General features: G+C 45.8%; 27 protein-coding genes. 7 read left to right on the plus strand and 20 right to left on the minus strand.

Annotated features, from left to right (window positions below):
- Positions 1–14: 14 nt before the first annotated feature.
- Positions 15–929, minus strand: coding sequence for a DMT family transporter (locus NF543_RS06635; RefSeq protein WP_257667328.1), 915 nt, complete (start codon positions 927–929; stop codon positions 15–17).
- 244 nt (positions 930–1,173) lie between these two features.
- Between NF543_RS06635 and NF543_RS06640 the strand changes: the two genes are divergently transcribed.
- Positions 1,174–1,629 (plus strand): YdeI/OmpD-associated family protein, encoded by a 456-nt coding sequence (locus NF543_RS06640; RefSeq protein WP_257667329.1) that lies wholly within the window; start codon positions 1,174–1,176, stop codon positions 1,627–1,629.
- 16 nt (positions 1,630–1,645) lie between these two features.
- On the opposite strand, the gene NF543_RS06645 is transcribed toward NF543_RS06640, so the two are convergent.
- The 5 genes from NF543_RS06645 to NF543_RS06665 are packed head-to-tail and all read right to left on the minus strand — an operon-like array spanning position 1,646 to position 4,663.
- A complete protein-coding gene (locus tag NF543_RS06645) occupies positions 1,646–1,945 on the minus strand; it encodes a hypothetical protein (RefSeq protein WP_257667330.1) in 300 nt (99 codons plus the stop codon).
- A complete protein-coding gene (locus NF543_RS06650; protein ID WP_257667331.1) occupies positions 1,887–2,252 on the minus strand; it encodes a hypothetical protein in 366 nt (121 codons plus the stop codon). Before NF543_RS06650 ends, NF543_RS06645 begins: the two co-directional genes overlap by 59 nt.
- Positions 2,253–2,296: 44 nt before the next feature.
- Positions 2,297–3,226 carry a DUF4097 family beta strand repeat-containing protein gene (locus NF543_RS06655; protein WP_257667332.1) on the minus strand — a complete coding sequence of 310 codons (930 nt, stop codon included), beginning with the start codon at positions 3,224–3,226 and terminating at the stop codon, positions 2,297–2,299.
- Between the two features lie 32 nt (positions 3,227–3,258).
- Complete coding sequence (locus NF543_RS06660; RefSeq protein WP_257667333.1) at positions 3,259–4,041, minus strand: HEAT repeat domain-containing protein; 783 nt, start codon at positions 4,039–4,041, stop codon at positions 3,259–3,261.
- The gene (locus tag NF543_RS06665) at positions 4,034–4,663 is read right to left on the minus strand and encodes an RNA polymerase sigma factor (protein ID WP_257667334.1); all 630 of its coding nucleotides are present in this window, start codon (positions 4,661–4,663) and stop codon (positions 4,034–4,036) included. The genes NF543_RS06660 and NF543_RS06665 overlap by 8 nt, the downstream gene beginning before the upstream one ends.
- 188 nt (positions 4,664–4,851) lie before the next feature.
- Here NF543_RS06665 and NF543_RS06670 point away from each other — a divergent pair, with 188 nt between their 5' ends.
- Positions 4,852–5,700, plus strand: a complete 849-nt coding sequence (locus NF543_RS06670) for an NYN domain-containing protein (protein ID WP_257667335.1) — start codon at positions 4,852–4,854, stop codon at positions 5,698–5,700.
- Here the strand turns inward: NF543_RS06670 and NF543_RS06675 are convergent.
- A complete protein-coding gene (locus NF543_RS06675; RefSeq protein ID WP_257667336.1) occupies positions 5,683–6,405 on the minus strand; it encodes an SDR family NAD(P)-dependent oxidoreductase in 723 nt (240 codons plus the stop codon). The genes NF543_RS06670 and NF543_RS06675 overlap by 18 nt on opposite strands.
- Positions 6,406–6,479: 74 nt before the next feature.
- Positions 6,480–6,860, minus strand: a complete 381-nt coding sequence (locus NF543_RS06680) for an SRPBCC domain-containing protein (protein ID WP_257667337.1) — start codon at positions 6,858–6,860, stop codon at positions 6,480–6,482.
- A 535-nt stretch (positions 6,861–7,395) separates the two neighbouring features.
- Between NF543_RS06680 and NF543_RS06685 the strand changes: the two genes are divergently transcribed.
- On the plus strand, positions 7,396–7,857 hold the full coding sequence (locus tag NF543_RS06685) for a phosphatase PAP2 family protein (protein ID WP_257957448.1): 462 nt from the start codon (positions 7,396–7,398) through the stop codon (positions 7,855–7,857).
- Here the strand turns inward: NF543_RS06685 and NF543_RS06690 are convergent.
- Together NF543_RS06690 and NF543_RS06695 are read right to left on the minus strand one after the other, a co-directional pair.
- A complete protein-coding gene (locus NF543_RS06690; protein ID WP_257667339.1) occupies positions 7,849–8,262 on the minus strand; it encodes a (deoxy)nucleoside triphosphate pyrophosphohydrolase in 414 nt (137 codons plus the stop codon). The genes NF543_RS06685 and NF543_RS06690 overlap by 9 nt on opposite strands.
- Before the next feature lie 45 nt (positions 8,263–8,307).
- On the minus strand, positions 8,308–9,483 hold the full coding sequence (locus NF543_RS06695; protein ID WP_257667340.1) for an amidohydrolase family protein: 1,176 nt from the start codon (positions 9,481–9,483) through the stop codon (positions 8,308–8,310).
- Between the two features lie 257 nt (positions 9,484–9,740).
- Here NF543_RS06695 and rlmN point away from each other — a divergent pair, with 257 nt between their 5' ends.
- Positions 9,741–10,802, plus strand: coding sequence for a dual-specificity RNA methyltransferase RlmN (gene rlmN, locus NF543_RS06700; protein ID WP_257667463.1), 1,062 nt, complete (start codon positions 9,741–9,743; stop codon positions 10,800–10,802).
- Between the two features lie 6 nt (positions 10,803–10,808).
- Positions 10,809–11,504, plus strand: a complete 696-nt coding sequence (locus NF543_RS06705) for a ComF family protein (protein WP_257667341.1) — start codon at positions 10,809–10,811, stop codon at positions 11,502–11,504.
- A 147-nt stretch (positions 11,505–11,651) separates the two neighbouring features.
- Here NF543_RS06705 and NF543_RS06710 read toward each other — a convergent pair whose 3' ends face one another.
- Positions 11,652–12,062, minus strand: a complete 411-nt coding sequence (locus NF543_RS06710; protein ID WP_257667342.1) for a VanZ family protein — start codon at positions 12,060–12,062, stop codon at positions 11,652–11,654.
- Between the two features lie 103 nt (positions 12,063–12,165).
- On the minus strand, positions 12,166–12,546 hold the full coding sequence (gene gcvH, locus NF543_RS06715) for a glycine cleavage system protein GcvH (RefSeq protein ID WP_257667343.1): 381 nt from the start codon (positions 12,544–12,546) through the stop codon (positions 12,166–12,168).
- A 193-nt stretch (positions 12,547–12,739) separates the two neighbouring features.
- Here gcvH and NF543_RS06720 point away from each other — a divergent pair, with 193 nt between their 5' ends.
- Positions 12,740–13,939: an anhydro-N-acetylmuramic acid kinase gene (locus NF543_RS06720; RefSeq protein ID WP_257667344.1), complete on the plus strand. Its 1,200-nt coding sequence runs from the start codon at positions 12,740–12,742 to the stop codon at positions 13,937–13,939.
- A 32-nt stretch (positions 13,940–13,971) separates the two neighbouring features.
- Here the strand turns inward: NF543_RS06720 and NF543_RS06725 are convergent, their stop codons facing one another.
- The 4 genes from NF543_RS06725 to NF543_RS06740 are packed head-to-tail and all read right to left on the minus strand — an operon-like array spanning position 13,972 to position 16,671.
- Positions 13,972–14,646 carry a DUF2461 domain-containing protein gene (locus NF543_RS06725; protein WP_257667345.1) on the minus strand — a complete coding sequence of 225 codons (675 nt, stop codon included), beginning with the start codon at positions 14,644–14,646 and terminating at the stop codon, positions 13,972–13,974.
- Between the two features lie 59 nt (positions 14,647–14,705).
- A complete protein-coding gene (locus NF543_RS06730; RefSeq protein WP_257667346.1) occupies positions 14,706–15,506 on the minus strand; it encodes a phosphatidate cytidylyltransferase in 801 nt (266 codons plus the stop codon).
- Between the two features lie 6 nt (positions 15,507–15,512).
- Positions 15,513–15,731: a putative signal transducing protein gene (locus tag NF543_RS06735; RefSeq protein WP_257667347.1), complete on the minus strand. Its 219-nt coding sequence runs from the start codon at positions 15,729–15,731 to the stop codon at positions 15,513–15,515.
- Positions 15,712–16,671: a CPBP family intramembrane glutamic endopeptidase gene (locus NF543_RS06740; protein ID WP_257667348.1), complete on the minus strand. Its 960-nt coding sequence runs from the start codon at positions 16,669–16,671 to the stop codon at positions 15,712–15,714. Before NF543_RS06740 ends, NF543_RS06735 begins: the two co-directional genes overlap by 20 nt.
- Positions 16,672–16,775: 104 nt before the next feature.
- On the opposite strand from NF543_RS06740, the gene NF543_RS06745 reads away from it, so the two are divergent.
- Positions 16,776–18,107: an aspartyl protease family protein gene (locus NF543_RS06745; protein ID WP_257667349.1), complete on the plus strand. Its 1,332-nt coding sequence runs from the start codon at positions 16,776–16,778 to the stop codon at positions 18,105–18,107.
- Positions 18,108–18,176: 69 nt separating this feature from the next.
- On the opposite strand, the gene NF543_RS06750 is transcribed toward NF543_RS06745, so the two are convergent.
- From NF543_RS06750 to NF543_RS06765, 4 genes are all read right to left on the minus strand, one after another.
- Positions 18,177–21,458 carry a S41 family peptidase gene (locus NF543_RS06750; RefSeq protein WP_257667350.1) on the minus strand — a complete coding sequence of 1,094 codons (3,282 nt, stop codon included), beginning with the start codon at positions 21,456–21,458 and terminating at the stop codon, positions 18,177–18,179.
- 819 nt (positions 21,459–22,277) lie between these two features.
- Positions 22,278–23,030 carry a zinc ribbon domain-containing protein gene (locus tag NF543_RS06755; protein ID WP_257667351.1) on the minus strand — a complete coding sequence of 251 codons (753 nt, stop codon included), beginning with the start codon at positions 23,028–23,030 and terminating at the stop codon, positions 22,278–22,280.
- Positions 23,031–24,128 (minus strand): Nif3-like dinuclear metal center hexameric protein, encoded by a 1,098-nt coding sequence (locus NF543_RS06760; protein WP_257667352.1) that lies wholly within the window; start codon positions 24,126–24,128, stop codon positions 23,031–23,033.
- Positions 24,129–24,130: 2 nt separating this feature from the next.
- Complete coding sequence (locus NF543_RS06765) at positions 24,131–24,592, minus strand: hypothetical protein (protein ID WP_257667353.1); 462 nt, start codon at positions 24,590–24,592, stop codon at positions 24,131–24,133.
- Between the last annotated feature and the right edge of the window lie 121 nt (positions 24,593–24,713).

Consider the following 24,713-nt stretch of genomic DNA (forward strand, 5'->3'; position numbering starts at 1 on the left):
AAAAAAGACATTCATCAACGTAACTCCGGCGATACGCGCTCTTTTGGTTTCTTTTGGATTAAATATACCCCCAGCAGTATAAGCGCCCCGCCTGCCGCGTGTGCCCATACCAACCGCTCGCCATCCAACACCCCCCACATCACAGCCACCAAGGGCATCAGGTAGGTAACCATGGAGGCAAATATGGCCGAAGTGCTTTGCAACAACTTATAGAACAATATCATAGCCAACGCTGTACCCACCAGCCCGAGGATGGCTACGTATCCCAAGCCGCTCCATTGTGCTGCTGTACCTTCAAACGTGGTAAAAAAACCGGTGAATCCCAAAATAAGCAATGCCGGACCAAACCACATGGTAAACACCACGGATGAAAGCTTAAAGGAAGGTATGCCAGACAAGTACTTGCTGATGATCAGCCCATTTAACCCATAAAAGGCCGTGGCCAACACAATGAGGGATGAGTGGAACACATCGCTCTTTCCCCCATTGCCATCATCACCCATGAGAATGGCTGCCCCGATGAACCCGATGACTGCCCCGATGATCTGCACCACCCTGCTTCTGATGCCAAAAAATAAATAGCCAAACAACAGGATGAATAGAGGCACTAAAGAATCTAAAATGCCGGCCATGGAGCTGCTCACTTTTTCTTGCGCGAGCGGAAACAAAAACATTGGAATGAAATTTCCCATCGCACCTCCAATAATAACCCAAGGCATCAGTTTTTTAGGAATATGCTTGAAATTTTGGACGCCGAAAATAACCAATACCAACCCCGCAGCACATAATCGTAATGCACCAACCTGCATGGGTGTGTATACAGCGATGCTCTGCTTAATCAAGATAAAGGAACTGCCCCATGTGAGGGTAAGCACCCCCAACAATAGCCATTTTTGATATGCTGGATACAAGGATAGAATTTTGCTCAAATGTCTGGTTTTTTAACCGTAGTTGGAAATTAAATAGGCTTCAGTTCGACGAATTATAAACATTGCCTTTGGCTATATCTCGCTCAATAAGCCGTCTTACGCATAATCAATGGCACACCAACCGGATGAACACGCAACTTATTCACACCGGTGTCATAATCAACCACCCACATTGTCGCATCTGCCCCGCACTGACGGCTAAATTTCTCAGTAATTTTGGTTCAACAAATTAATCCGAATGATTATGGCTAATGAAGTAGTATTTAACACCACGATTTTGCAAGAAGGCAACAACACAGGCATCCAAGTTCCTGAAGATGCCGTAGAAAAATTGGCTGCGGGGAAACGCCCTCCGGTGAAGGTGACCTTGAACGGCTTTACCTACCGCAGTACCATCGCTGTCATGGGCGGCAGGTTTCTCATCCCGCTCAGTGCCGAACGTAGGACAAAAGCGAATGTAAAAGGTGGGGACCAACTGGATATTACCTTGGCACTCGACACCGAACCGCGGGAGGTGGAACTTCCTAACGACTTTAAAGCGGCGTTGAATAAGAATAAAAAAGCCCTTACTTTCTTCGAAGGGCTGTCTTATAGCGCCAAATTAAGGTACGTGCTTCCCATCACACAGGCGAAGACGGAAGAAACGCGGCAACTCAGGATTGAAAAGGCGATAACTGACTTAGTGGCAGGCAAGAAATAGCAAAGCCGATAATGAGCTAGGGCAAGGCTTTCCTAAGGTAGATATTGCCATAGGATGCGCTAATGACATAGCTGGGGCCCTTGCCTGGTGTCGCCGTAATGGATGTATAGAAATCACGATCTTCCTTCTCGGTAAGCGTTAATGGTAAATCAGTATAGATTTTCCCAAAGCGGTTGGTCAATTTGATTTCCCCTATTCTGCGTTCATCCAGACTAGCATCTATGCCTCCATATTTTGCTTCCACGCTGATGGGGGCATCAAAATTGACGAGCTCCACCATGCCATATACCGAGGTCAAACCGTTTCTTTTCTCCATTTTCTTCTACATAATACACTTCAGGAATAGCTCCCATATTAATGTCATTGCGGATGCGGAGCACACCCGCTACATGCTCTTCCTCAAGGCTAAAGACGTCATTGAGTTGTCCACTGTTTATGTCAACGCTAGCATCTACCGCTACTGTATCTTTATCCCAAGTGCTTACGCGGATCAATTTGGGATAATCAAAATGCAGTTCTAATTTCTCTCCGCTCTTGATGGGATAGGTCTTGCTGATCTTAGTCTGCGCTAGGGCTGGGCACGCCAGTATTGGCATAAACAACCAAATCACCAAATGTTTCATGATCTAATTAATTATAACTGTTTTACAATATGACCCTGGCCATGTTATCTGGTGCGCAGATAGACATTTTTGTAGTTTGATTTAAAAATCAGATCAACCCCTCCACCATTGATGGTACCTTTGATATTTTCCCGTTCACTACCCCGGTACACGAATCCCAGCGTGCGATCCTCTACTACGGGTGCCACGGGCGCTATGGGGGGCGTAGGAGCCCCATTTATTGTACCTCTGGGTGTGTCTGCAGTTCTCGTGGCTGTGCCTGATATGGCTGTTGCTCCGTGACCCCTAGCGCCCTCTTCTTTTTCAACATTTCTTTCGGTAACCGTGATGTTAAAATCATCGGCAGCATAGAGCTTGCCATAGGAGGTACCCAGCTCAATGTTAGCTTTGGTGGAGGCCGGCAATGCGACATCTACGTAATCATATACGGAAATGATGGAAACCGGGCCCTTGATGTCGTTTTCAAAAGCTACATCTACGCTGCCATAAATGGCCTTTATGTTCATGGGGCCGCTGTTGTTTTCCAATTTTACCTTATTATATGAAGTGGATAGCTCAATCTCGCCTTTTATATTATTTATCACGATGAGCTCAGCTTGCAGCGTTTTATGGTAAGTGAAGGTGATGGAAAACTGCTTGGGTACATGTATCTTCAACAGGTCTTTGTCAATACGATTGCCCACCATATTCACATGGATATCCTGCCCGTTTTCGGTTACATTAATGCCCATGCCTGTATTGTCTTTATAACCCGTGCCGCTGATTGCTTGTAGTCCTTTTGCCCGTTCATCTTCCTCTTCTTGGGTCTTTTGGCTGGAAAAGATGATTTCGTTGCCATCATAACCCTCTATCACTGCCCCGTTGAGATTGAGATGGAGCTTGCCCGTACTTTTGGCAACTTTGTATTCTTTCTGCGCCCATGCTGAAAAACACAGGGAAAGAAGTAGTGTCAATGTGATTATTTGCTTTTTCATTTCGTTTGTTGTTAATGGAGTAATTTGTTGTTTTATAGCTTATTTTGGTTCAATAATACAGTATAGGCTTCATCTTTTACGGCCAAAAAGGTGCGCGGATCATTGGTAAGGGCGAATAGCGTTTCATCAACTTCCTTGTTGTCTACCCCGCCCAAAAGATTGATCAGACTCAACTGCATCAACGGGTCATCTTGGGTACCCAATGATTTAATGAGCAGATCTGCAATGTGAGGTTCATGGGCATATTTGCCCAAAACATCCAATGCTGCTACACGGACATTGCTATTGCCGTCCTGATCAATGGTTTTGGAAAGCGCCGTTAGGATTTCATCATTCATGTGCCCCGACCGCTCGATTTCCAATATGGCTGCCAGCCTAATGCTTGCGGAACTACTGTCTACCAATTGGGCATGTAATGCTTGCGGCAAAGGTTCGGGAGCTTTGTAAACTGGAACTGCGCGACGCTTCTTCCTCTTAGGTGCTTCATCCTGCGTGGCCAATGGAGGTTCCGTTGTTTTTGCTAGGGATGGTTCAGGGTCGGCAGCTTTTGGGGCCGCTTTTTGCACCAAATGGAGGGGTTCATCGGCATCCGTTGGCTTGCCTTCATCGTATAGCGTATAGGTGAAAACCAATCCCAATAGGATGGACGCAGCGACCAGCCACTTAGCTTTTTCGTGCCTTTTGAAAAAGCCTTTCTTGACAACAGTCTTGTGCTCAAGTTGGTCTTTTATGCGCTGCAAGACCGCTGCCGAGGGTTCGAGATGATCAAAAGCCTCCCGGTTTTCTTGCACAAATCTCTTTATGGGGTCACTCATAATATGTCTTGTCTTTTAATGATTGTATAATCTTCTTTTTAGCACGGTGGTACTGTGTACGTACCGTATTATAGGAGATATCCAGCATTTTGCTGATTTCTTCCTGAGAAATATTTTCAAACAAGTATAAGCTCAATATAGTCTTATAGCCATGCGGCAATTCATCGATGGCTTTTCTTACATCCTCTACCTTGCAATCAAACAGCTTGTTTGCATCCTCGTCATAGTCATTTTCATCGGCAACATCGATTTCTCCTGCTTCTGAAAAAAGGATTTTCCTTTTCCTCAGGCACGAAATGGAGCGGTTTAGAGCAATTCTCTTTACCCACGCCCCAAAACTTGCCGTATTTTGCAAACGATCAATATCCGCAAAGGCTAAGCAAAACGCCTCCTGTAGGATATCTTCAGCCTCGGCTGTATGCGAAATGATGCGGCGGATGGAATTGTATACATATTTGGCGTATTTGTTATACAATTCCGTATAACCCATATCATTGCCTGCCCGACATAGGGTAATCAAGTGCTGTTCGTCTATCTGTTCTTTAGGCTGCAAGCGTTTTCTGTTCTGTGATTCATCTTTTAGTCGCCAAATGCGTGATAATGTTGCATAGATGACTTGCAATAGTTTAGAAATTTTTACGCTTCGACCTATATGGCCGGGATGCGCCTTATGTTAGAACCACGATGGGGGATTTAGAATATGGGCAGAGATAGGCAATACAGGCGATTACCAGCAAAATTTCCTACCTTAGCATATTATTACAGAGATAGCTCAACCCAATACACCGATAACAGAAGATAACCCAAGAGATGGATGATTTAAAAATAGCTGTGCTGATTGATGCAGACAATGTATCAAGCTCAAAAATAGCGAGTATTTTGAATGAAGTGAAACGATATGGCATCCCGTCAATCAAACGGATCTATGCAGATTGGACCAAATCTCATGTTGCGGGCTGGAAAGAACCCTTGCTGACACATGCCATCACCCCGATACAGCAATATGGCTATACGACTGGCAAAAATTCGTCCGATTCTGCACTCATCATCGATGCGATGGATATTCTCCACACCCAACAAGTGGATGGGTTTACGATTGTATCAAGCGACAGTGATTTTACCCGGTTAGCCGTGAGGCTCCGGGAGTCTGGAAAAATGGTGATTGGCGTGGGCGAAAAGAAAACACCCACACCTTTTATCGCGGCTTGCGACAAGTTTATATACATCGAGATTTTGGATAAAGAAACCACCTCCAAACCCCTACCTAAAGAAAAGACATTTGCTGAAATTCCCAGTGCGGCCGGTAAGATATCCAAACCGACGGACGCGAGTATACAGGAACACGAACCCATAGGCCAAGAAATAATAGCTTTACTCAAAGCCTCGGTAAACGATGTAGCGGATGAAGGCGGATGGGCCCCCTTGGCGGCCATCGGTGGATTGCTGAATAAAAGAAAGCCTGATTTTGACCCCCGCAACTATGGCTTCTCAAAACTAACCCCCTTGTTTAAATCATTGGACCAGTATTTTGAGGTGGAAGAGAAGAGCACGGAGAAAACCAAAATCAAACATGTATACATCAAAATCAAGGAAAAGCCAAAGACGGTGGGAAGGAAAGCTAAAAGCACCAGAAAACCGCCCTCATATCCGCTCGTGTAAGCGGCCCGGAAGCCATTTGTAGATCCAAGCGATGAGTTGCCATCGTTTAGTAATGTGTACCACTTTTTTTCGCTTGCGAAGGGCCTGATAGATCTGTCTGGCCGCCTTATCGATTGGCGCGACCCAGAATTTTACCGGAGATTTGGCCATGGGGGTGTCTACAAATCCCGGCCGGATATCGGTAATCGTGATGGCTGCTTGTTCTTTATGGGCCTTCTGCCGAAGACCTTGCAGGTAATTGGTTTGGTAAGCCTTGGTGGCGCTGTATGCCGGTGCTTGGCGACTACCCCGAATACCGGCAATGGAACTGATTGCGGCCAGGTGCCCATGACCTTTAGCCTTGAAATGATTAAAGGCCCAGTCGGCTACACAGGTAAATCCGCTAACATTTAGCGCGATTATCTTTTGCTCAACGGCAAAATCCAGCGCTTCATTGACATCACCACCTCCGGCACTGATGACGAGAATATCCACGCCGCCCATAGTCGAAACCAACGCATCCAAGTGATCGGCGCATCCATCAGTATCCGTGACATCAAAGGCACGCACATAATAGCGGTCCGGCTGGGCGGCCTCCAAATCCTGCAGGAGCTCGGTACGCCGGCCGGTAATTCCGACAATATTCCCCTCCGAAACCAATATTTCGGCCAGTGCGCGGCCTATTCCGGAGCTCGCACCTATAATGATGATTTTTTTATTGCGCATAGCGTATGGCGTAAAGGTAACACTTCCTAGCTCTTTTTACATGACTGCGGAAGAGGTGTAATTACATCAACCGGTTAATCTTCGTAAAAATCCTGAAGCGAGGCCACATAGGTATCATGCCACCCCTCCACGATTTCTTCATATACCTCATCGGGGATATTGGTGTGCCGTATCTCCATGGAGGTGCCTTTTTTATGATCATGGAGTTTGATGGTAACAATAGATTCTTCTGCCTCATCAGCAAAATACCATTGCTGTTCGATTTTCCTGTCCTTTTCAAATGATAGGTTCTTGCCAACGATGGATCCGCTCCACATGGAGAATTCCGTGCCCGGAACTGCCGACATGGTGGCTTCTTCGCCCGTCCACAAGTTGATAGTGATTTCCGTGGTGAGGGCCATGTATACCTGCTCTGGGGGTGCAGGGATGATAAAATATGACTTAAAATCTTTCATGATGATTATTCCCGCTGGATACGTAGCTTATTTCCCGCTTATAGCGGATAAATATAGGAAGGATTTCTGTCCCTTACCGTTAATTGCCATTAATTATTTCAATCGTGCTGACCCTTTAACCCTGCTTTTGCCTCATCCCCCCATCTTTGTCGCGTTCGTCCATTCCTCAAGACCTTCAGGACATGTTTTGGGGTTCCTATTATGGAAGCTGTAAAGACAAATTTGGCGTACAATGGATGTTTAATCATACCGAAAAACCAGCATAAGCTTTGAAACCAAGGGGTGCATGCCTCCCCTCCCTCTTGGTTTAATTTCTCCCTAAAGATACTTTGCCAGCTCCCAAAAGTTTGGTTACCTTCGCTTTGTAAAAAACAAAGGGATGGGGCTATTGATAAGCCCTTATCGCTCATCCAATGGTAAAAGCTTGAAGACAACGGCTGCAAAATTAATCTCTACACTTGGTCATCCTTTTTTGACCGTTCCGGTATTTGTTCTTTTTTTACTTTTTAGTCATGAGCCCATAATGAAAGCGACTATGCTTTCCTTATTGATTGTGGGCGGGGTGTTTGTTCCCATTGGTTTAAAGACCATTCATGGCGTTCGAAACGGAATCTATACCAATCTTGATGTATCGGACCAGACTCAACGGCAAAAATGGTTTATCGCTACCACGGTTTTGCTATTGGGCGTTACCATAATCATATGGGTAACGGATCAGGATAGAACATTGCGATTGGCCGTTACATGTGCCTTGATACTCTTGCTGGTTGCCCAAGTAGTGAATATTGCCGTAAAGGCTTCTATGCACCTGGCTTTCCATACTTTTCTTGGCTTATTGATTTTTCATTTTAGCTGGGCTTCTGGAATACTTTTCCTCTTTTTTTCTCCTTTTTTGGCTTGGTCGAGATTATACCTCAAGCGTCATGTCTTGAAAGAAATTATAGTCGGGATAATTTTGGGCGCCATTTTTGGTGGTGTGTTTTTGGTATTAGTATGATGGGGCTATGTCTGCCAATTTAGCCACGACGGGTAGGTCTGCCGGAGCCCAATCAAGCTGAGGCAGGTCAGTAGCATTCAGCCATTGGTAGTAGATATGTTCGGTAAGTTGCAAGGCATCAATATGGCCTAATGTACAAAGGTAGGCTTCTAAGGTAATGCTAAAATGGGGATATTCGTAGGCTACCGTATGGTATTTGTCGCCCACCTTGATTTCCAAGCGGATCTCTTCTTCTATCTCACGGCGTAGCGCCGCTTGGAATGATTCCCCAGGCTCTACCTTGCCCCCAGGAAACTCATATTTATAACTTAGGTAGTCATGCTTGCTGGCCCCCTTTTGCATGCACAGGATTTTGCCTTTATGCTGGATGATGGCGGCAACAACGTTGTAGTGAGGTAGGGTCATGGCCTAAAGTAACAACTTTTTCCGATTTGTTGTCTTTTTTGACGACTAAACCAGGCGCTCTACCTCCGTATGGGGTGTGATGGCCAATCCTTTTGTGTTCTTTAGGAGGTTGAGGCCTGGGGTTTTGCCCCCTTCCAAAGAACCATAGTCCCCAGCAATGCCAAGGAATTGGGCGCCATTGATCGTGGCCCATTTGATGGTATCGGTAAGGGGCAAGTTTGGAAAGTGGTGATGGATGGTTTTAAGCTCTGACAGGATGCATAACCGGTCATTGGAGGCAAGGCTATCTGTGCCCAATGCAATCCTGTGATTATAATGGATAAAATTCTCTACTTTCGGCAAGATTCCTTCGATGTATAGGTTGGCATTCGGGCAAAAACACCAGGTAACATTCCTTCCTTGACGTTCTATGAAAAACACGTCTTTGGAGGATGTGTAGGTATTGTGTACCAACAAGACGGGATTATCGGTGGATAAATAGGACATGACAGTTTGTAAAGAGTTCCTCGCTTGCGCTTTAAACCCGGTGATATCCTTACCCAGTGCATCATAGAACGCCAAAAACTGACCACTCTTGTATCGGAACAATTTGTTTTCCTCTTCGCTTTCTTGGTTATGCATACTTAGTGGCATTTTTTGTTTAATAGCTTCTTTATTGAGCAACTTAAACAATTCTTTTGACACGGAATAAGGGGCGTGGGCGGTTAAGGATGTGGTATTGTTATCAAACCGACTGGCTATGGCCATAATTTCCGCAAATTTTTGGGCGGCCAGTTCGGGTTCAAATCCGATGGCTTCCACAAAAGTATGGTAATGGATTTTACTGCTTGTTTTTACTCCAACTGAAACATCGGTGTTGGCATGATCTCCTACAGCCACGATACCGTTGTCGTACATTTGTTTGTCTGCCTCCTGCATCGCACGCTCAATCCGACTGTCTTTTATTGTCCTCGATGATATGACCTGCTGTAAGAACGGCACGAGCCCGGTATGTTTGGGCACAATGCCTGCCATATGTGATAATTCAAGATGGCAATGTGCATTGACAAACCCCGGTGTAATAATTCCAGAATATGTTGTGATTTCTTTCCCAATAAGCGCGGGATCACCTGGCGCATATACGTCGACAATTACACCGCCGTCTGTTAATTCAACAACACCGTTCTTGACGGCTCCGCCAGTGACAGGTAAAACATAATCCCCTGAAAAAAACGTGTTCATAGCATCAATAGTTTTATATTAGGTTGGTTATCAACCATAAAAGGATTCTTTTGGTTTTGCCTTTCTTCAGAACACAAACCTCTGTCCCTTTCGAACCTTCCTGCCCATGGACAATAGGTCTATATAGCCAAATAAATTTAGAATCATTCAGGTTAGGCTTAACTTGAAGAATACTGCTACAAAGATGTGTTTTTTTTTGTGTTTAACCAAATACTGAGGGGAAAATACGTATAAAAAAGCCGTACCTTTGCCTCGTGATTGATTCAAAGTCGAAAATCGATATCCGAAAACTGACGCTTGACCAGCTCCGCGGGCAACTGGTGTCCATGGAGGAGCAAGCGTTTCGGGCCAAACAAATTTATGAGTGGCTTTGGCAGAAATCGTGTACGGATTTTGATGAGATGAGCAACCTGAGTAAGCCACTGCGCGACACGCTCAAGCAGGCCTTTACCATCAATGCGGTAAATGTACGGCAAGCCCAACAAAGCGCCGATAGCACCATAAAAAGCAGCTTTGTTCTCCACGATGGAAACATCATCGAGGGTGTGTTGATCCCAACTCCCGACCGCATGACGGCCTGTGTGAGTTCACAAGTAGGATGTAGTCTTACTTGCAAGTTTTGCGCCACGGGCTATATGGACCGTAAGCGCAATCTTCATGCAGACGAAATATATGACCAAGTGGTGCTCATTGGCAAACAGGCGATGGAAAATTATGGTCAACCCTTGACCAATATTGTTTATATGGGCATGGGAGAACCCTTGCTCAACTACGCCAATGTACTGGCATCTGTGCAACGCATCTCGGCGCCCGATGGGCTAAATATGGCGGCAAAACGCATCACGATATCCACCGCCGGCATCGCCAAAATGATTAAGAAACTGGGCGACGATCAAGTGCGTTTTAATTTGGCCCTGTCACTCCATGCCGCTAATGACAAAAAACGCAATGAGATTATGCCCATTAACGAGCAGAACTCTCTGCAAGCACTGGCTGAAGCACTGAAATATTACTATGCAAAAACCAAAAACCCGGTAACCTACGAATACATCGTTTTCAATGGGTTCAATGATGACTTATCTGATGCACAAGAACTGGCTTCTTTCTGCAAGCATTTGCCCTGCAAAGTGAACATCATCGAATATAACCCCATTGCCTTTGCTGAGTTTGAAAATGCATCAGAAGATAAAATAGATCGCTTTGCTGATTTTCTCCGGAATAAAGGGGTTATCACCAACATCCGTAGAAGTAGGGGGAAAGATATCGATGCAGCCTGTGGGCAATTGGCCATCAAGGAAACGGCCAACCCCGGAATTTGATTGTCCATGCTTATCAAGCGCTATCTCAAAGACCTGACCTCCCTCTTTTTTCCACAGACTTGCGTGGGTTGTGACAAGCCTCTCGCTTATCGGGAGCAGATCATCTGCACAGATTGCTGGTACCACCTACCTTATACCCATGCACATAAAGACCCCCATAATGAGGGCGCAAGACAGCTTTGGGGCCGTGTTCAACTGGAAGCCGTAGCTTCTTACCTGTATTTCCTTGATTCCTCCCGCGTGCAAAATATCCTACACCACTTCAAATACCGTAATCGGCCTGAAATAGGCACCCTCTTGGGTTCTACTTATGGCGAAATCCTTCGGGCTGTTGAGCCTTTTGATCAGGTAGACGCCATCATACCCGTACCGTTGCACCCAGCCAAACTTCGCAAACGGGGCTACAACCAAAGCACTTTTTTTGCCAAGGGGATTTCTCTTTCTATGCAAAAGCGTGTTTTGGAGGACAGTGTAATACGGAACAAAGCTTCGGAAAGCCAAACGAAGAAAAATCGATATGAGCGTTATGAAAACCTACTAGGCACCTTTGCCGTGCCCAACCCTAGCCTTATTGCTGGTAAGCACCTCTTGTTGGTGGATGATGTGTTGACAACGGGAGCTACCTTGGAAGCCTGTGCCACTGCTTTATTGACCAGTGGCGCTCAAGCCGTGAGCGTGGCCACTATTGCCAAGGCTCTGTAATCCTAGGCTTATTAGGAGAATCCATCGATTGGTGACGATGTACAGGTGGGCACTTACATCCTTTGCGGAAAAGGCCGCATGCTGATAGGGAAAGTATTACGGTTAGCCCCAAAAACAGGTAGATAAGCCGTGTGTGTATAATACCTTTCATGTTTTTATGTTCATCTCACCATTTCCTATGGATGTCTTAACGCCATAGGTATTATGCAACAATAGATAGGCAAACACGCCCATTCCCGTACCTACGGCATCGGCGAATAAATCCCAAGCCTCGGCGGAACGATACGTGAATATCTTCCATTGGAGATATTCCGTAAATAACGCAAATAAAAAGGAAAAAACAATCACCCGGAGGGTTATTGCTATCGATGGTCTTGTGGTGCTCAGCCTCCTGATTGCGCCATAATAAAGCAGCACCGTGAATACAAAGAAGAATCCGGTATGCGCGACTTTGTCTATCCCCGGAAATTTGGGGACGCTTTGCGTGCTTTCCGAGGGCATACAGCATAGCACCAAGACAATTCCCGCCCAAAGTATAGCCCAAGTATAATGCTTCATCTTGCTCTTTTTGCTCGCTATGGAGCCATTATAATGCCAAAGAGGAACGGCATCTACCTGCTGGTGGAGGCATGCCGCATTCCTCTCTATGCCCTAACAACCGTTATACAGATACCTGAGCTTTATAAGCTGCCGCAGAAAGCAAACCTTCCACATCCGCGGAATCATTCAGCTTTATCCGCACCAACCAACCTTCGCCATAGGGGTCTTGGTTGACCAATTCCGGCGAAGCATCTATTTTGTCATTGACAGTTAATACCGTTCCCGCAACGGGCATAAACAAATCGGACACGGTCTTCACGGCTTCCACCGTGCCAAAGACATCGTCCTGTGCCACTTCCTCACCGAGCGTGTTAATATCAAGAAATACAATATCGCCCAATTCGCGCTGTGCAAAATCCGTGATACCGATAACGGCCTCTTCGCCTTCCACACGAATCCATTCATGGTCTTTCGTGTACTTCAAATCTGTAGGAAAATTCATTAGAATATGTTTTCTATTTAGTACTTGATGCTCCATGCTTGCCTGTTGACAACAAAACATGGTGTCTGCGCGCTCCTTGGATTAAAATTTCCTCAAAAATAGCTATTATAAGGTGAAACGCAAAAATTAATGCCGACATCAAGAGACTGACGACATTGCAACTTCATCCGAATACCATTACCTTTATCCCACCATGAATAAGCACGTTGAAAAACTTCATTCCGTCGCAAAGAAAAAGGAGCGCCTTATCATCGGCTTGATGTCAGGCACATCCCTAGATGGCTTGGATATAGCCCTTTGTCGGATCACAGGCAGCGGTAGAAAAACCTCGTTGGACATCGTTCGTTTCGAAACGGGGAGCTACACAAGCGCTTTTCGAAACCGCGTCAGGGAAATTTTTGCAGAGCGAACAATCGACCAGCAAACACTCTGTGGGCTCCATGCTTTAATTGGGCAAACCCACGGTGCCATGATAAACGATGCGCTGAACAAGTGGGGAATCAGCAACCGTGAAATAGACCTCATTGCTAGCCATGGGCAAACGGTATTTCATGCCCCGCAATCACTTACAGGAAATCAGGATTACCCGAATAGCACACTGCAAATCGGCGACGGTGACCATGTAGCTATAACGACAGGCATTATTACCCTTTCCGATTTTAGGCAAAAGCACGTCGCTGCTGGAGGAGAGGGTGCCCCATTGGCCGCTTATGGCGACTACCTATTGTTTTCTGATGAACAGAAAGCCCGTATTTTACTCAATATCGGCGGTATCGCCAATTTTACTTTCCTTCCCCCTAGAGAAGATAGTGGAGATCCTTGCTTCGCCACGGATGTAGGGCCGGGAAACACCTTGATGAACCAATATATGCAGGCAACCATGGGCATGGAGATGGATAAAGATGCTCGGATGGCCTCCGCTGGCACCATCAATGAGGAATTGCTTCTTGCTTTGCTGGACCATGGCTTTTTTGCCCTGTCCTTTCCCAAAACTACCGGACCAGAATTGTTTAACCTCGGGTATTTAGCCGATGCTCAAAAAGCAACGAAAACAGAAACGATATCCAAAAGCGCGGTGATGGCTACGCTCTGTGCTTTTTCCGCATCGGCCATCGTTGAAGCAATTCAACGGGTTGCATCACAACATGGAAACCCTCATGTGTATGTCAGTGGTGGGGGGTTGCATAATCCGTTGCTGGTGCGTCTTATTACGGATGGCCTTTCAGATGTAAGGGTGTCTTCCTTTGACGAACTAGGATTATCGCCTGACGCCAAGGAAGCGGCCCTTTTTGCGTTGCTGGCCAATGAAACGGTGGCTGGCGATGCCGAAAATATGATGGCAATCATGGATTCCCCCGCTGTATGCATGGGTAAGATTAGTTTTCCGGAATAAAGTCGCGCTGGTTTTGTTAGCAACCCGCTGGACTATTCCTCCCCGAGCGCTTCATGCAAGAACAGCTTAAAACCATACATCCGGCGGAATCCCTCAAGTACCGCTTCTAATCCATCGGCACTCGACAGTTTTTCATCTGCCAATTGTTCAAAAGCCGTGAAGCTCTTGAGTTTAAGAAATTCAATATAGGGATTGCTCTCATCAAAGCCGGTAGGGGGCCTCTTCAACTTATCTTGTGTATCCAGTTGACAATGTTTTTTGAACGGGGGCTCATCCAATAATTCCAATAATCGCGTACCATTATAATCAATCTCTTGCCTAATGGCGGTCAAATGATCTTTTTCCGGTCGCCAATAGCCACCTGCCACAAAGCTATTCCCCGGCTGTATATGTAGGTAATATTCCGGCCCGTTTAGTTTGCGCCCAGCAGTGGATATCCCTGCGCCAAGCCATGTTTTATAGGGAGTCTTGTCCTTGCTGAAACGGGTATCACGGTAAATCCGAAACAGGCACTTGGACACCGGGATGTCTTCGGAAATATAGCGGTCTGTTTGAGCAAGGCCCTTGATAACTGACTCGGTGAAGCTTTTCATATTTTGCCAGGCTTGTTCATAAACCGGCCGGTTTTCTTGAAACCATTCTCTCGTGTTGTTCTCCTTGATAGCAGCCAGAAACCCAAACGTGTCGGGATGTATGGATGTTTCCATCTTTTCGTAAATTTAATCTATAAAATAACCTTCTGTGGTTGATGCGAGCACTATTTCATTCATACCGCAATTTTCAGGAAGACGACCACAGCAGGAGCAGCGAGTAATAGTCCATCAAAGCGATCGAGCAAGCCACCGTGTCCCGGTAAAATGGCTCCGGAATCTTTGATCTGTTGGCTGCGTTTGAGCATAGACTCTACCAGGTCGCCAAATGTGCCGAAAACGGAAACGATAAGTGCCACACCCACCCATTGTCCTATGGCCAAAATGGGGAAGTAATATGCCAACACCAACGATGTGACAAAGGCCAACAACACGCCGCCCACAAGGCCCTCCCATGTTTTTTTGGGTGAAATACGCTCAAAAAGAAGGTGCTTGCCAAAAAATCTCCCTGTAAGATATGCACCTGTATCATTGCCCCAAAGAATAAGCATAAAACCCAAAGGAAGATGATAACTATATCCCTCATTCATAAAGCCCAAAGCAAAAAAGGACACAAAGGGCAAAACCACATAAACCATGCCCAAAAGGGTGTATGCGATGCCCAAAAACGGTTTATCTTGCCTTTGATACAGCGCCGCAATGAATACTACAGCCACCAGCGGGATGCTGAGCAGCAAAAATTTGGCAGGAAAAATACCCAAACAGTATCCTGCATATAACCCAAAAGAAAACAGGCCAAGTAACAGGCCCGCAAATCGGTTTGGCAGGGCCGTTTCATCTGCTATCATCCGGTAAAATTCATTAAGGCAATAGGCACTAAGCACGATGAAAAATAATGTGAACGTGTACCTTCCCAATAGCAGAGAAGCAAGCACGACGATGACAAAAAAGAGGGCAGTAATGGCTCTGACTTTCATGGTCTCTTACGATTCTTCGTCGCTTTGTTTGTTCTCGGCGATCAACGCCCGCGCTGTCCCTTCCTCAGATTCATGTACATACAATTCTAACTGCCCAAAACGGTAGGATGAATCTTGTTTATTGATAACTACCGAAGATATTCCATGTTCCTCAAGCATTTGTTTGGTGATTTCTGCTTGTATAGGACTGGTTGTAATAAATAATTTAATCCAATTTTTTTCCATGATATTGAACATTTCCTGCTGTGGAAGTCTTGTGGTACTGGTATAGCAAAATAGCGGTAAGCACAAAACTAATAAAATAAAAATAAGTGGGGATTTGCTCTCCAAAGTTCATTTCATCAAGCGATTTACCCTGCCGTTGCAAGTAAAAGGCCGATACGGTGGCGGCGGCATTATTGAGGAAGTGAGCCAATACGGGCAACCAAATGTTTTTGCCCCACAACAAGAGATATCCAAAGAGGACTCCAAGTAACATCCGGGGCAAGAACCCGTAAAACTGAAGGTGTATGGCGCTGAAAATGATAGCCGCGAGCCAAATGCCAACATGTGAGTTTTTAAACCAACGAATCAGGATTTTCTGTACACAGCCCCGGAAGAGAAATTCCTCGCCGATGGCTGGTATGACTGCCACCACGATGAGATTGACAAACAAGCCCCAATACGTAGTGTCTGAAAGTAATGTTTGCGTAAGTTTTTCAAGTTCGGCTTCTTTCGCCTTCATCCAGTTTTCAAGACCCGAAAAAGCCTTAGGGAGCTGCATACTTTCGTTCAGCTTGATACTTTGTTCCAAAATCGGGGCCGAGAAAAACATAATGCCAACAATCATAAATCCTAACATGGGATTTACTGCTGTTTTGAAATCCAAGTAGCTATGCTTCCGTTTTTCAATAACCCCCAGAAGTATGGCCGGCAAAATAAACATGCCAATGCTGGATCCGGCTTGGACGATTTTTAGGAAATCGGTGTTTGATGCGTTGCCCGACAAGAGGCCTTCGGGGCCTCCAACATCCATTCCCGTGATAGCCAAAGCGACAAATACGGAAAGCGTTCCGAACACGAGGGCTCCTACAAAAACCAAGGATAGCAGTATAATTAAAGACGTTATCGGATGGTTTTCCGCCCGATACTGGCCACCTCCGGGAAAAGCGTTGTGTTCGGTCATTGGGCTATCATTATTTCGGCGGTGAAGATACGGATTGCCGCCGACACTCGGAAATGCACGAAGCAGAGATTCCGGGGCTGGTCTTCATTTTTTATAGCAAGCCGATGATGAATCCATGGAATAACCGTATGTTTTCGCTATTGGATCTGTTCTCGAGTGCAAAGAAGAAATCAATAGGCTTGCAAATGAACGCAAGTTTGTCTAAGTTTGATATAGCTAACTTAAAAGGCACCACCATGAAAGCCTTACCGATTGTATTCCTGTTTTCAATAGCTTGCTTATTTCTAGTGAAGACGGCTTGGGCTCAGGAAGAGTATATTTCACCCCCATCAAAAACACTTACGGTGGTACCCTTTTCACTAGCCGCCGAGAGTATTGTTCTTGTTCGGGGTATCCTTATCGGTCATGCAGACACGCTCACCTTTATTCTCGATACAGGGAGTAGTGGCATCTCGCTGGATTCGACGACAGCTAGCTCGTTAAACTTGGTTCCGGAGGAATCTGACATTAACATCCGTGGTATTGCGGGGGTAAAGAAAGCCCTATTTTTATACAATCAAAGCCTTAAACTGAATGAGCTCGTTATAGACAGCCTCAACTTTCACATCAACGATTATGAATTTCTTTCCTATGTATACGGAACCCAGATAGATGGTGTGATTGGTTATTCGCTATTTAGCCGGTACATTTTAAAAATCGATTATGATGTGCGTGAAATTGAAATTTGTTCCCAAGGCCCCATCAAATATCCGCGTGGCGGGCATTTATTAAGGCCATTCATTCGCACGCTTCCGGTGCAATCTGCCCGGATAAGAGATCACCGTCGGGTAACCTCGCGGTTTCTTTTTGATATCGGAGCTGGCTTATCTCTGGTATTGTCTCAAGAATTTGAACAAGACAGTTCCCTCATCCGTAAGAAACGCAAACGTTTCCCCGTGCAAGCCCATGGGGTGGGTGGAAAGCTGACGATGGACATGACATTGGTAAAGGATTTTCGACTAGGGCCATATCGCTTCCGGAAAGTGCCAACGATGATATTTGAAGATGAATACAATATAACTTCCTACCCGTATTTAGGTGGACTTATTGGCAACCAGATTCTTAAGCGCTTCAATGTTATTCTCAACTATGATAGGCGAGAGATATACTTAAAGCCAAACACGCTGTATCGAGAGCCATTTGAATATTCGTATTCTGGAATGGAGTTGTATTACATCGACAAAGTCATTGTTATCGGGTCCATTGTCAAAGATTCTCCTGCAGATGTCGCCGGCTTCAAGGAAGGTGATGTTGTTGTTGCCATAGACAACAATGCCGGGCAGGATTTTGTACAATATAAAAAGGCTTTGATGACTGCAAAAAAGCAGATAAAGCTGATCATCCGGCGTGACGCGGAATTGATGGAAATCCGGCTGAAATTGCTGCGTTTGCGTTGAATATAAGAATCCCTAGGTTTATGCTTCAAGCCGATGCTATTGCAAAACCTAGGGGATTCTATTGTGCTTTTACTTCACCCGTATGGGGTCTGCCGGTTTTTTCACTTCTTTGTATGGATAGGTTTTCATCTCTTCCAATAAGAGTTGGACCGTTCGTTCCAGCTGCGGATCACGGCCTTCGAGAAGATCCTTAGGCATTTGTTCTACGAATATATCTGGAGCAACCCCTTCATTTTCGATAATCCATTTTCCATTCATGTCATAAATGCCAAAATTAGGTGAAGTGATCCTACCACCGTCCAACAGGGGCGGGTATCCGCTGATACCCACGAGAATGCCCATAGTCGTGCGCCCCACAAGTTTTCCCAAACCTTTCAACTTAAACATATAGGGCATCATATCTCCGCCAGAACCTGCATTCTCATTGATGACCATGGCTTTCGGGCCATAGATGCCGTTCCCCGGGGTGGTGAAGCTTTTGCCGTCTCGTATGCCCCAATAACTAACTTGTTCCCTGGCCAACAAATCGATTACATAATCGGCCACCCAGCCTCCGCCGTTGTTGCGTTCATCGATGAGCAAAGCCTTTTTGTCCATTTGGGAGAAATAATACCGATTGAAATAGGTATAACCATCCGGCCCGGTATTGGGCATATATACATAAGCGATTTGCCCATTGCTGAGCTCATCCGTTTTTTTGCGGTTCTTTTCTACCCAGTCCATGCGACGCAGCTGCATTTCATCTCCGAAACTGATGGGTACTACGGTTACTTCCCTTGCACCATCAGCTATCGGTTTGTCATTGATTTTGACGATTACCTGCTTGCCCACCGTGTGGTCAAAAAGGCTGTATATGCTTGTTTCAGCAGTAAGCGGAATACCATTGACTGCAAGGATGTATTCCCCCGCTTTTATGTTCAACCCCGGCTCGGCCAACGGTGCTTTGAAAGCGGGATTCCAATCCAACCGGGTGAAAACTTTGCTAATCTTATAGTGCCCTTTTTCGATTTCATAATCGGCACCGAGTACTCCCACACCTACCGAGGGTGCAGATGGTTCATCGCCGGGATAAATATAGTTGTGGCCCACCACCATTTCACCCATCATCTCATTGAGGAGGTAACCTAGATCCGAGCGGTGGTTCACATGTGGAAGGAATTTTTCATACTTCGTTTTCATGGCCGGCCAATCTACACCATGCATGTTTTCCACATAGAAATATTCCTTTTGGAGTGACCATACCTCATTGAATACTTGTTTCCATTCTGCAGCAGGGTCCACAAGTTGTTTGATGTTTTCCAGTTTAATTTTTCCCGTCTCTGGAGTTGCTGGTTTCTTGCCTGCATCTACAATGAAGTAGGATCCCCGCGCCGAATAAATCATTTTCTTACCATCGGCACTTACATCAAAGCCGCGGATATTTTCAATCAATGTGTTGTTTTCCCGTTTTTTGAAATCATAGACTCCCAGTGTGGAACCTCGCTGGTACAAGAGCATGTTTTCCACGTTGGCGTTCAGCTGATAGTATCCGGCTGGCAACGGTAAGGAGATAATGCGGTTGCTTAGATTTTCGAAATCTGCTTTAATGTCTGTACTGTCTGTACTTTTGTCCTTGCTTTTATCGGGTTCTTTTTTCTCCACGTCCTCCTTCTTGTCGGCCTTCATTTCCTTTTCTGCTTTCTCTTCTTTTATGGTTTCCTCATCGCTCTCCGGCTCGAAGATGGAGGGGGTATCTTTTGACAGGATAAAGGCATACACATTATAGTTGCTAGGGCGTTCGTATGCCGACATATGCAAGCCGCTATTGGTGAGGCCCGTGTTTGTGCTGGCTGTGAAAAACAAATATTTGCCGTCCCGGCTGAATACTGGCCCACGCACGGCACTCATGCCGTCGCTGATCTGGTGTTTTTCGCCCGTACTTAGGTTATACATGAATACCGCAGGGACCGTATTGGGCAGCGTTTTCACATAGCCAATCCATTTCGAATCCGGCGACCACGTCGGCTGGAAGTGGTTGTAGACCCTGCCAGTATGCGAACCTAGTCGATCATCGTCTACCAATACCGTTTTGCGGGTGTCAATATCCACATAATAAAGGTTGAGATGGCTATCGTTGTAAAAGAGCTTTTTACTATCCGGCGACCAAGTCGGTTGGAAATAAAACGTGGTTTTTCCCAACGGAATATAAATGGGGTTGTCTTTTGCCGCCTGATCCCGCAATACCAATTGATAGTTGCCCTTTGCATCCGAAATATACGAAATCCATTTTCCATCGGGCGACCAAGCCGGGAAGCGCTCATGCGTGCCGGGCGAGTTGGATATGTTGCGGGCATCTCCCTTTTCCTTGGGTACCGTGAAAATTTCCCCCCTACTTTCGAAGACCGCACGCTGGCCAGTGGGGGAAATGCTAAAATCGTTTATACTTTGACTCATATCCACATAATGCGGCCGCTTATATAGCGCATCCGCATGGATACTGATGGTCAAAGGTGTTGCCTTCTTATTGTCGGTTTGGAGAAGGTGTACTTTACCTGCCTGTTCGAAAACCAGTGTATTGCCCTTGCCGGCGAGCGACCGCACATCATAGTCGTTGAAATTGGTGAGTTTTTCAACCCGTTTCGAAGCAATATCATAACTATAGATGTTTACAATCTTTTCCCTATCAGACAGGAAATAGACTTTATCATCAAGCCACACCGGTTTTACATTGTTACTATTGGCTCCGGGTATGGTTTCGACGTCTTGCGTGTTGGTGTCGAAAATCCAAATGGTGGGCATACCTCCGCCCCGATATCTTTTAAAGGCCACACGATCGCGTTCGGTAGGATCCGTATTTTTAATGTAAGCCCAGTACCGTCCATCTGGAGAGGGGGAGCCTTGGTAAGCTTCGGGCATCATGAGCGGGGTAGCCATACCTCCTTTGATACTGATGGTATGTAGGCGAGGGCTGAGCGCATATTGGACATCGCGTGTAGAAGTAAAATATACAGCTGCATTATCTATCCAGCCACGAACCACATCCGCCCCTGGGTGGTGGGTAAGTCGCCTTGGCTCGCCACCATGGATAGAAACGACATATACATCCGTATTGCCATCGTAGTTGCCCGTAAAAGCGATTTGCTGCCCGTCGGGAGAAAACACCGGGTTTTGCTCCACAGCAGGGTTTATTGTGAGTCTACGGGCATTGCTGCCATTCCTATCCGCCACCCAAATGTCGCCACCATAGACGAAGGCCACATGCCCTTCGCTGACGCTGGGTGTCCGCAACAACAGTGTTTCCTGCGCTTGGGTGTAAAAGACTCCACAAAACAGCACTGCAAATCCTATAATACTGGTTTTTAAACTATTCATATTTCTTCGTTAAAACAGAAAACTGGGTTGTATGCAATATTAAACTATTTGATCTTTATTTGACGCTTTATCGTGGAAATAGTTGCATTGGGTTGGTTCTTCTGATTCTGAACTTGTTTAAACTTTTTTCTTCTTGTCAATCCTCCTTAGGAACAGTACGCTGTTAGCTTGTCGCGCCATTAAAATATTGAACGAAGTGATTAACGAAACAAAGGAAAATAAAAATCTCATCGTTTCTTCACACCATATTTGCGGGAAATACTACCCCAATTTAGGTGATATAACAGGGAGCGATGGGCCCGCTCCGCCACGCTTGTCAAGCGTATGGATCCCGTCTAGCTGCGCCGGGATAGGCCAAGGTGTTTGTGGTTGCGCCGTACAGGCTCCCCTAGACCGACTGACATGAACCATCCTTGCTCCATTTGTTGAAATAGTAGAAAACCTGCTACCAACCAGAACCTCCCCGGACGAAATGCCCGACCGGTGGATTCCGCCATTGGCAGCCCGTCTTCAAACGGTAAAATATGGCTTGGACAACCTCAACAAGACATATCCGCGGTTTAAATCTCCGTTTGCCCGTGCTCAGATGTGGTATAATCAATTGCATTATCGAATCTATATCGATGATTCCCAATTTGATTCCGTGTTTTATGTTTCAGCACCACAAAACTGGAGATTTATTGGGAATCATTTTACCCCTTGAAAAATTTAAACAACTCCTCTTCCCTACATCAGGTCTGGTTTGCTCGGGTAATAAAAAGAACAGCGCCCAACATTTGCAAATGTTGGGCGCTGTTTATTAATTTTGGGTTGCTTTAATTAAGCAACCGATGCAGATTCTACTTCCTGTACCAATGCTTCATCTACGAGTACGCGTCCACAGTGTTCGCATATGATGATTTTCTTACGTTGGCGAATTTCAAGCTGCATTTGAGGTGGAATTTTGTTGTGGCAGCCGGAGCAACTATCGCGGTCAATGGAAACCACCGCTAAGCCATTCTTATAGGAGTTTCTAAGCCGATGGTATACCCTTGACAGGCGCTCTTCAATGTCTTTTTCAGCATTTTCAGCTTGTGCCAACAGCTCATCCTCTTCCTTCTGGGTTTCACCCGTGATGGTATCCAGTTCGCCCTTTTTTACTTCAAGATCCTTCCTGGCAGTTTCCAAGGATTCCACTGTGGCATCGTAGGTTTCCGTTTTGCTACGGATTTCAAACTCAAGCTCCCTGATTTTCTTTTCGCTCACCTGAATGTCAAGTCCTTGGATTTCTATTTCCTTGGTGATGGCATCATATTCGCGGTTGTTTTTAACTTCGTTAAGTTGACCTTCATATTTCTTGATGGCTGCCTGCGCATCCTTAATCATATTGCGGCGATTGACGATGGAGTCTTCCATTTCGTCCAGCTCGCTCCTGATTTTCTCAATACGGGTTTCCAGTCCGGCAATCTCATCTTCCAAATCTCCCACTTCCATCGGCAATTCACCCCGTACTTGGCGAATTCTATCGATTTTGGTGTGTATGGTTTGAAGTAACCAGAGGGCCTTCAGTTTTTGTTCTATGGTCTGTTCCATTTAACTGTAGTATTTTATTGGGTTTGTGTCTATTCCCGTCAAACGGACTGCAAAGGTAGGAAATTTTTTTTGAATAATTTCTAACAATAATTGTTGTGTAAATTGTTCGCTTTCAAAATGTCCCACGTCTGCGATGACGGTTTTTCCCTCCGCATCAAAAAACTCGTGATACTTATAATCTGATGTCACAAACACATCTGCGCCAGCGCGTATGGCATGGCCAAGAAGGAAACCTCCGGCACCACCACAAACGGCAACACGCGCAATGGGTTTGCCTCGCAGCGCGGTATGTCTGATTATTTTTGTGCATAGCCTTTCTTTCAACAGCTTGAGGAAATCCGCTTCCGACAACGGATTCTCCAGTTGGCCGATGAGACCACTGCCCACTTGTTGGTGGTTGTTTTGCAAGCGGTATACATCATATGCTACGTCCTCATAGGGATGTGCTTCAAAAAGGCCAAGCAACACCGCCCGCTCTCTATTTGAGGGAAACACGACTTCTATGCGCACTTCCTCCTCACGATGTTGCTCGCCTTGGCTACCCACAAAGGGAGTGGTGCCTTCCCCTCCCCGAAACGTGCCATAGCCAGATACATTGAAACTGCACTCGTCATAATTACCGATATGGCCTGCCCCCGCCGCAAACAACGCCGCCCGTACTTGCTCCGCATGGCTTGTTGGTACAAATACAGCAAGCTTGTTAAACAAGTCGCCTTTGGGACTCAATATTGCAGTGTTTTGCAGATCCAGCTGTTCGGCGATTTTACCGTTTACCCCGCCGGTAATGTTGTCGAGGTTGGTATGGATGGCATACAACGCGATGTCGTGCTTGATAGCCTTAATGACCACGCGCTCTACATAGGTGGTTCCATTAAAGCGCGTGAGCCCTTTAAACACGATCGGGTGATGGGAGATAATCAGGTCACAGCCTTGATGGATGGCCTCGTCTATTACTTCCTCGGTACAATCAAGTGATACCATGACTTGATTGATTTCCTTATCGGGGCTGCCTACCAGTAATCCTGAGTTGTCATAGGGTTCCTGGTAATCCAGCGGAGCCAGCGATTCAAGGTATGAAGTGAGTTCTCGGAGAAGCATAATCAATCTTGTTGTTTGTTCTTGAAGTTTTGGTGTTCGGCCAATAAGTTCCTGAAATTATTCACCTTTACCCAATAGACGATGAAATACACCATGCTCAGCAAGCCGATCGTAATGAGGATAAATGGGGGTAGCGGGATATTGGACAACAGAAATAGCCAAGCATATAACATGCCGGAGGCCCGGCCAGGATTTTCTTCCTCGGCAATCTTGCGGTCGTAAAATTCATTGGTAAGGGAATCGGCCAACCGCGAAGCGACCACGAAGTTCCAATAGATATTGAAAAATGGGATTACCACCAACCAGGCTAAGTTGGGTTCCATTAGCCGATTTTCGGGAGCGATCAATAGGAGTGTTTTACGAATGGTATTGGCATAAAAAACCCAAATAAGTAGTCTGATAAGCAGTGCTGCGCCTACCAACTGCATCATTTCGGGCGTGAGATTTTCGTAATTGATGTTCATCGGCACTAAAGTACGGTGATTCAGCCATAAAACCCAACGCTTATGGAATTGATTAAACAGCTGTATTGAACGCCGATGACACGGATGACCACTGATTTAGCTAGTTAGTCGGCAATTGGTA

The sequence above is a fragment of the Parapedobacter tibetensis genome (assembly GCF_024704835.1).
In the GTDB taxonomy this organism is placed as follows: Bacteria; Bacteroidota; Bacteroidia; order Sphingobacteriales; family Sphingobacteriaceae; genus Parapedobacter; species Parapedobacter tibetensis.

Excerpts from the sequence above, each read along its gene's own strand:
- NF543_RS06685 (WP_257957448.1), top strand. The coding sequence starts at position 7,396 with ATGCTTTCCTTATTGATTGTGGGCGGGGTGTTTGTTCCCATTGGTTTA.
- NF543_RS06660 (WP_257667333.1), bottom strand. The coding sequence starts at position 4,041 with ATGAGTGACCCCATAAAGAGATTTGTGCAAGAAAACCGGGAGGCTTTT.
- NF543_RS06650 (WP_257667331.1), bottom strand. The coding sequence starts at position 2,252 with ATGAAACATTTGGTGATTTGGTTGTTTATGCCAATACTGGCGTGCCCA.
- NF543_RS06750 (WP_257667350.1), bottom strand. The coding sequence starts at position 21,458 with ATGAATAGTTTAAAAACCAGTATTATAGGATTTGCAGTGCTGTTTTGT.
- NF543_RS06690 (WP_257667339.1), bottom strand. The coding sequence starts at position 8,262 with ATGACCCTACCTCACTACAACGTTGTTGCCGCCATCATCCAGCATAAA.
- NF543_RS06655 (WP_257667332.1), bottom strand. The coding sequence starts at position 3,226 with ATGAAAAAGCAAATAATCACATTGACACTACTTCTTTCCCTGTGTTTT.
- NF543_RS06680 (WP_257667337.1), bottom strand. The coding sequence starts at position 6,860 with ATGAAAGATTTTAAGTCATATTTTATCATCCCTGCACCCCCAGAGCAG.
- NF543_RS06645 (WP_257667330.1), bottom strand. The coding sequence starts at position 1,945 with ATGGAGAAAAGAAACGGTTTGACCTCGGTATATGGCATGGTGGAGCTC.
- NF543_RS06695 (WP_257667340.1), bottom strand. The coding sequence starts at position 9,483 with ATGAACACGTTTTTTTCAGGGGATTATGTTTTACCTGTCACTGGCGGA.
- NF543_RS06740 (WP_257667348.1), bottom strand. The coding sequence starts at position 16,671 with ATGACCGAACACAACGCTTTTCCCGGAGGTGGCCAGTATCGGGCGGAA.
- NF543_RS06755 (WP_257667351.1), bottom strand. The coding sequence starts at position 23,030 with ATGGAACAGACCATAGAACAAAAACTGAAGGCCCTCTGGTTACTTCAA.
- NF543_RS06765 (WP_257667353.1), bottom strand. The coding sequence starts at position 24,592 with ATGAACATCAATTACGAAAATCTCACGCCCGAAATGATGCAGTTGGTA.
- NF543_RS06640 (WP_257667329.1), top strand. The coding sequence starts at position 1,174 with ATGGCTAATGAAGTAGTATTTAACACCACGATTTTGCAAGAAGGCAAC.
- NF543_RS06745 (WP_257667349.1), top strand. The coding sequence starts at position 16,776 with ATGATGAATCCATGGAATAACCGTATGTTTTCGCTATTGGATCTGTTC.
- NF543_RS06730 (WP_257667346.1), bottom strand. The coding sequence starts at position 15,506 with ATGAAAGTCAGAGCCATTACTGCCCTCTTTTTTGTCATCGTCGTGCTT.
- NF543_RS06735 (WP_257667347.1), bottom strand. The coding sequence starts at position 15,731 with ATGGAAAAAAATTGGATTAAATTATTTATTACAACCAGTCCTATACAA.
- NF543_RS06670 (WP_257667335.1), top strand. The coding sequence starts at position 4,852 with ATGGATGATTTAAAAATAGCTGTGCTGATTGATGCAGACAATGTATCA.
- NF543_RS06705 (WP_257667341.1), top strand. The coding sequence starts at position 10,809 with ATGCTTATCAAGCGCTATCTCAAAGACCTGACCTCCCTCTTTTTTCCA.
- NF543_RS06725 (WP_257667345.1), bottom strand. The coding sequence starts at position 14,646 with ATGGAAACATCCATACATCCCGACACGTTTGGGTTTCTGGCTGCTATC.
- NF543_RS06760 (WP_257667352.1), bottom strand. The coding sequence starts at position 24,128 with ATGCTTCTCCGAGAACTCACTTCATACCTTGAATCGCTGGCTCCGCTG.
- gcvH (WP_257667343.1), bottom strand. The coding sequence starts at position 12,546 with ATGAATTTTCCTACAGATTTGAAGTACACGAAAGACCATGAATGGATT.
- NF543_RS06710 (WP_257667342.1), bottom strand. The coding sequence starts at position 12,062 with ATGAAGCATTATACTTGGGCTATACTTTGGGCGGGAATTGTCTTGGTG.
- NF543_RS06675 (WP_257667336.1), bottom strand. The coding sequence starts at position 6,405 with ATGCGCAATAAAAAAATCATCATTATAGGTGCGAGCTCCGGAATAGGC.
- NF543_RS06720 (WP_257667344.1), top strand. The coding sequence starts at position 12,740 with ATGAATAAGCACGTTGAAAAACTTCATTCCGTCGCAAAGAAAAAGGAG.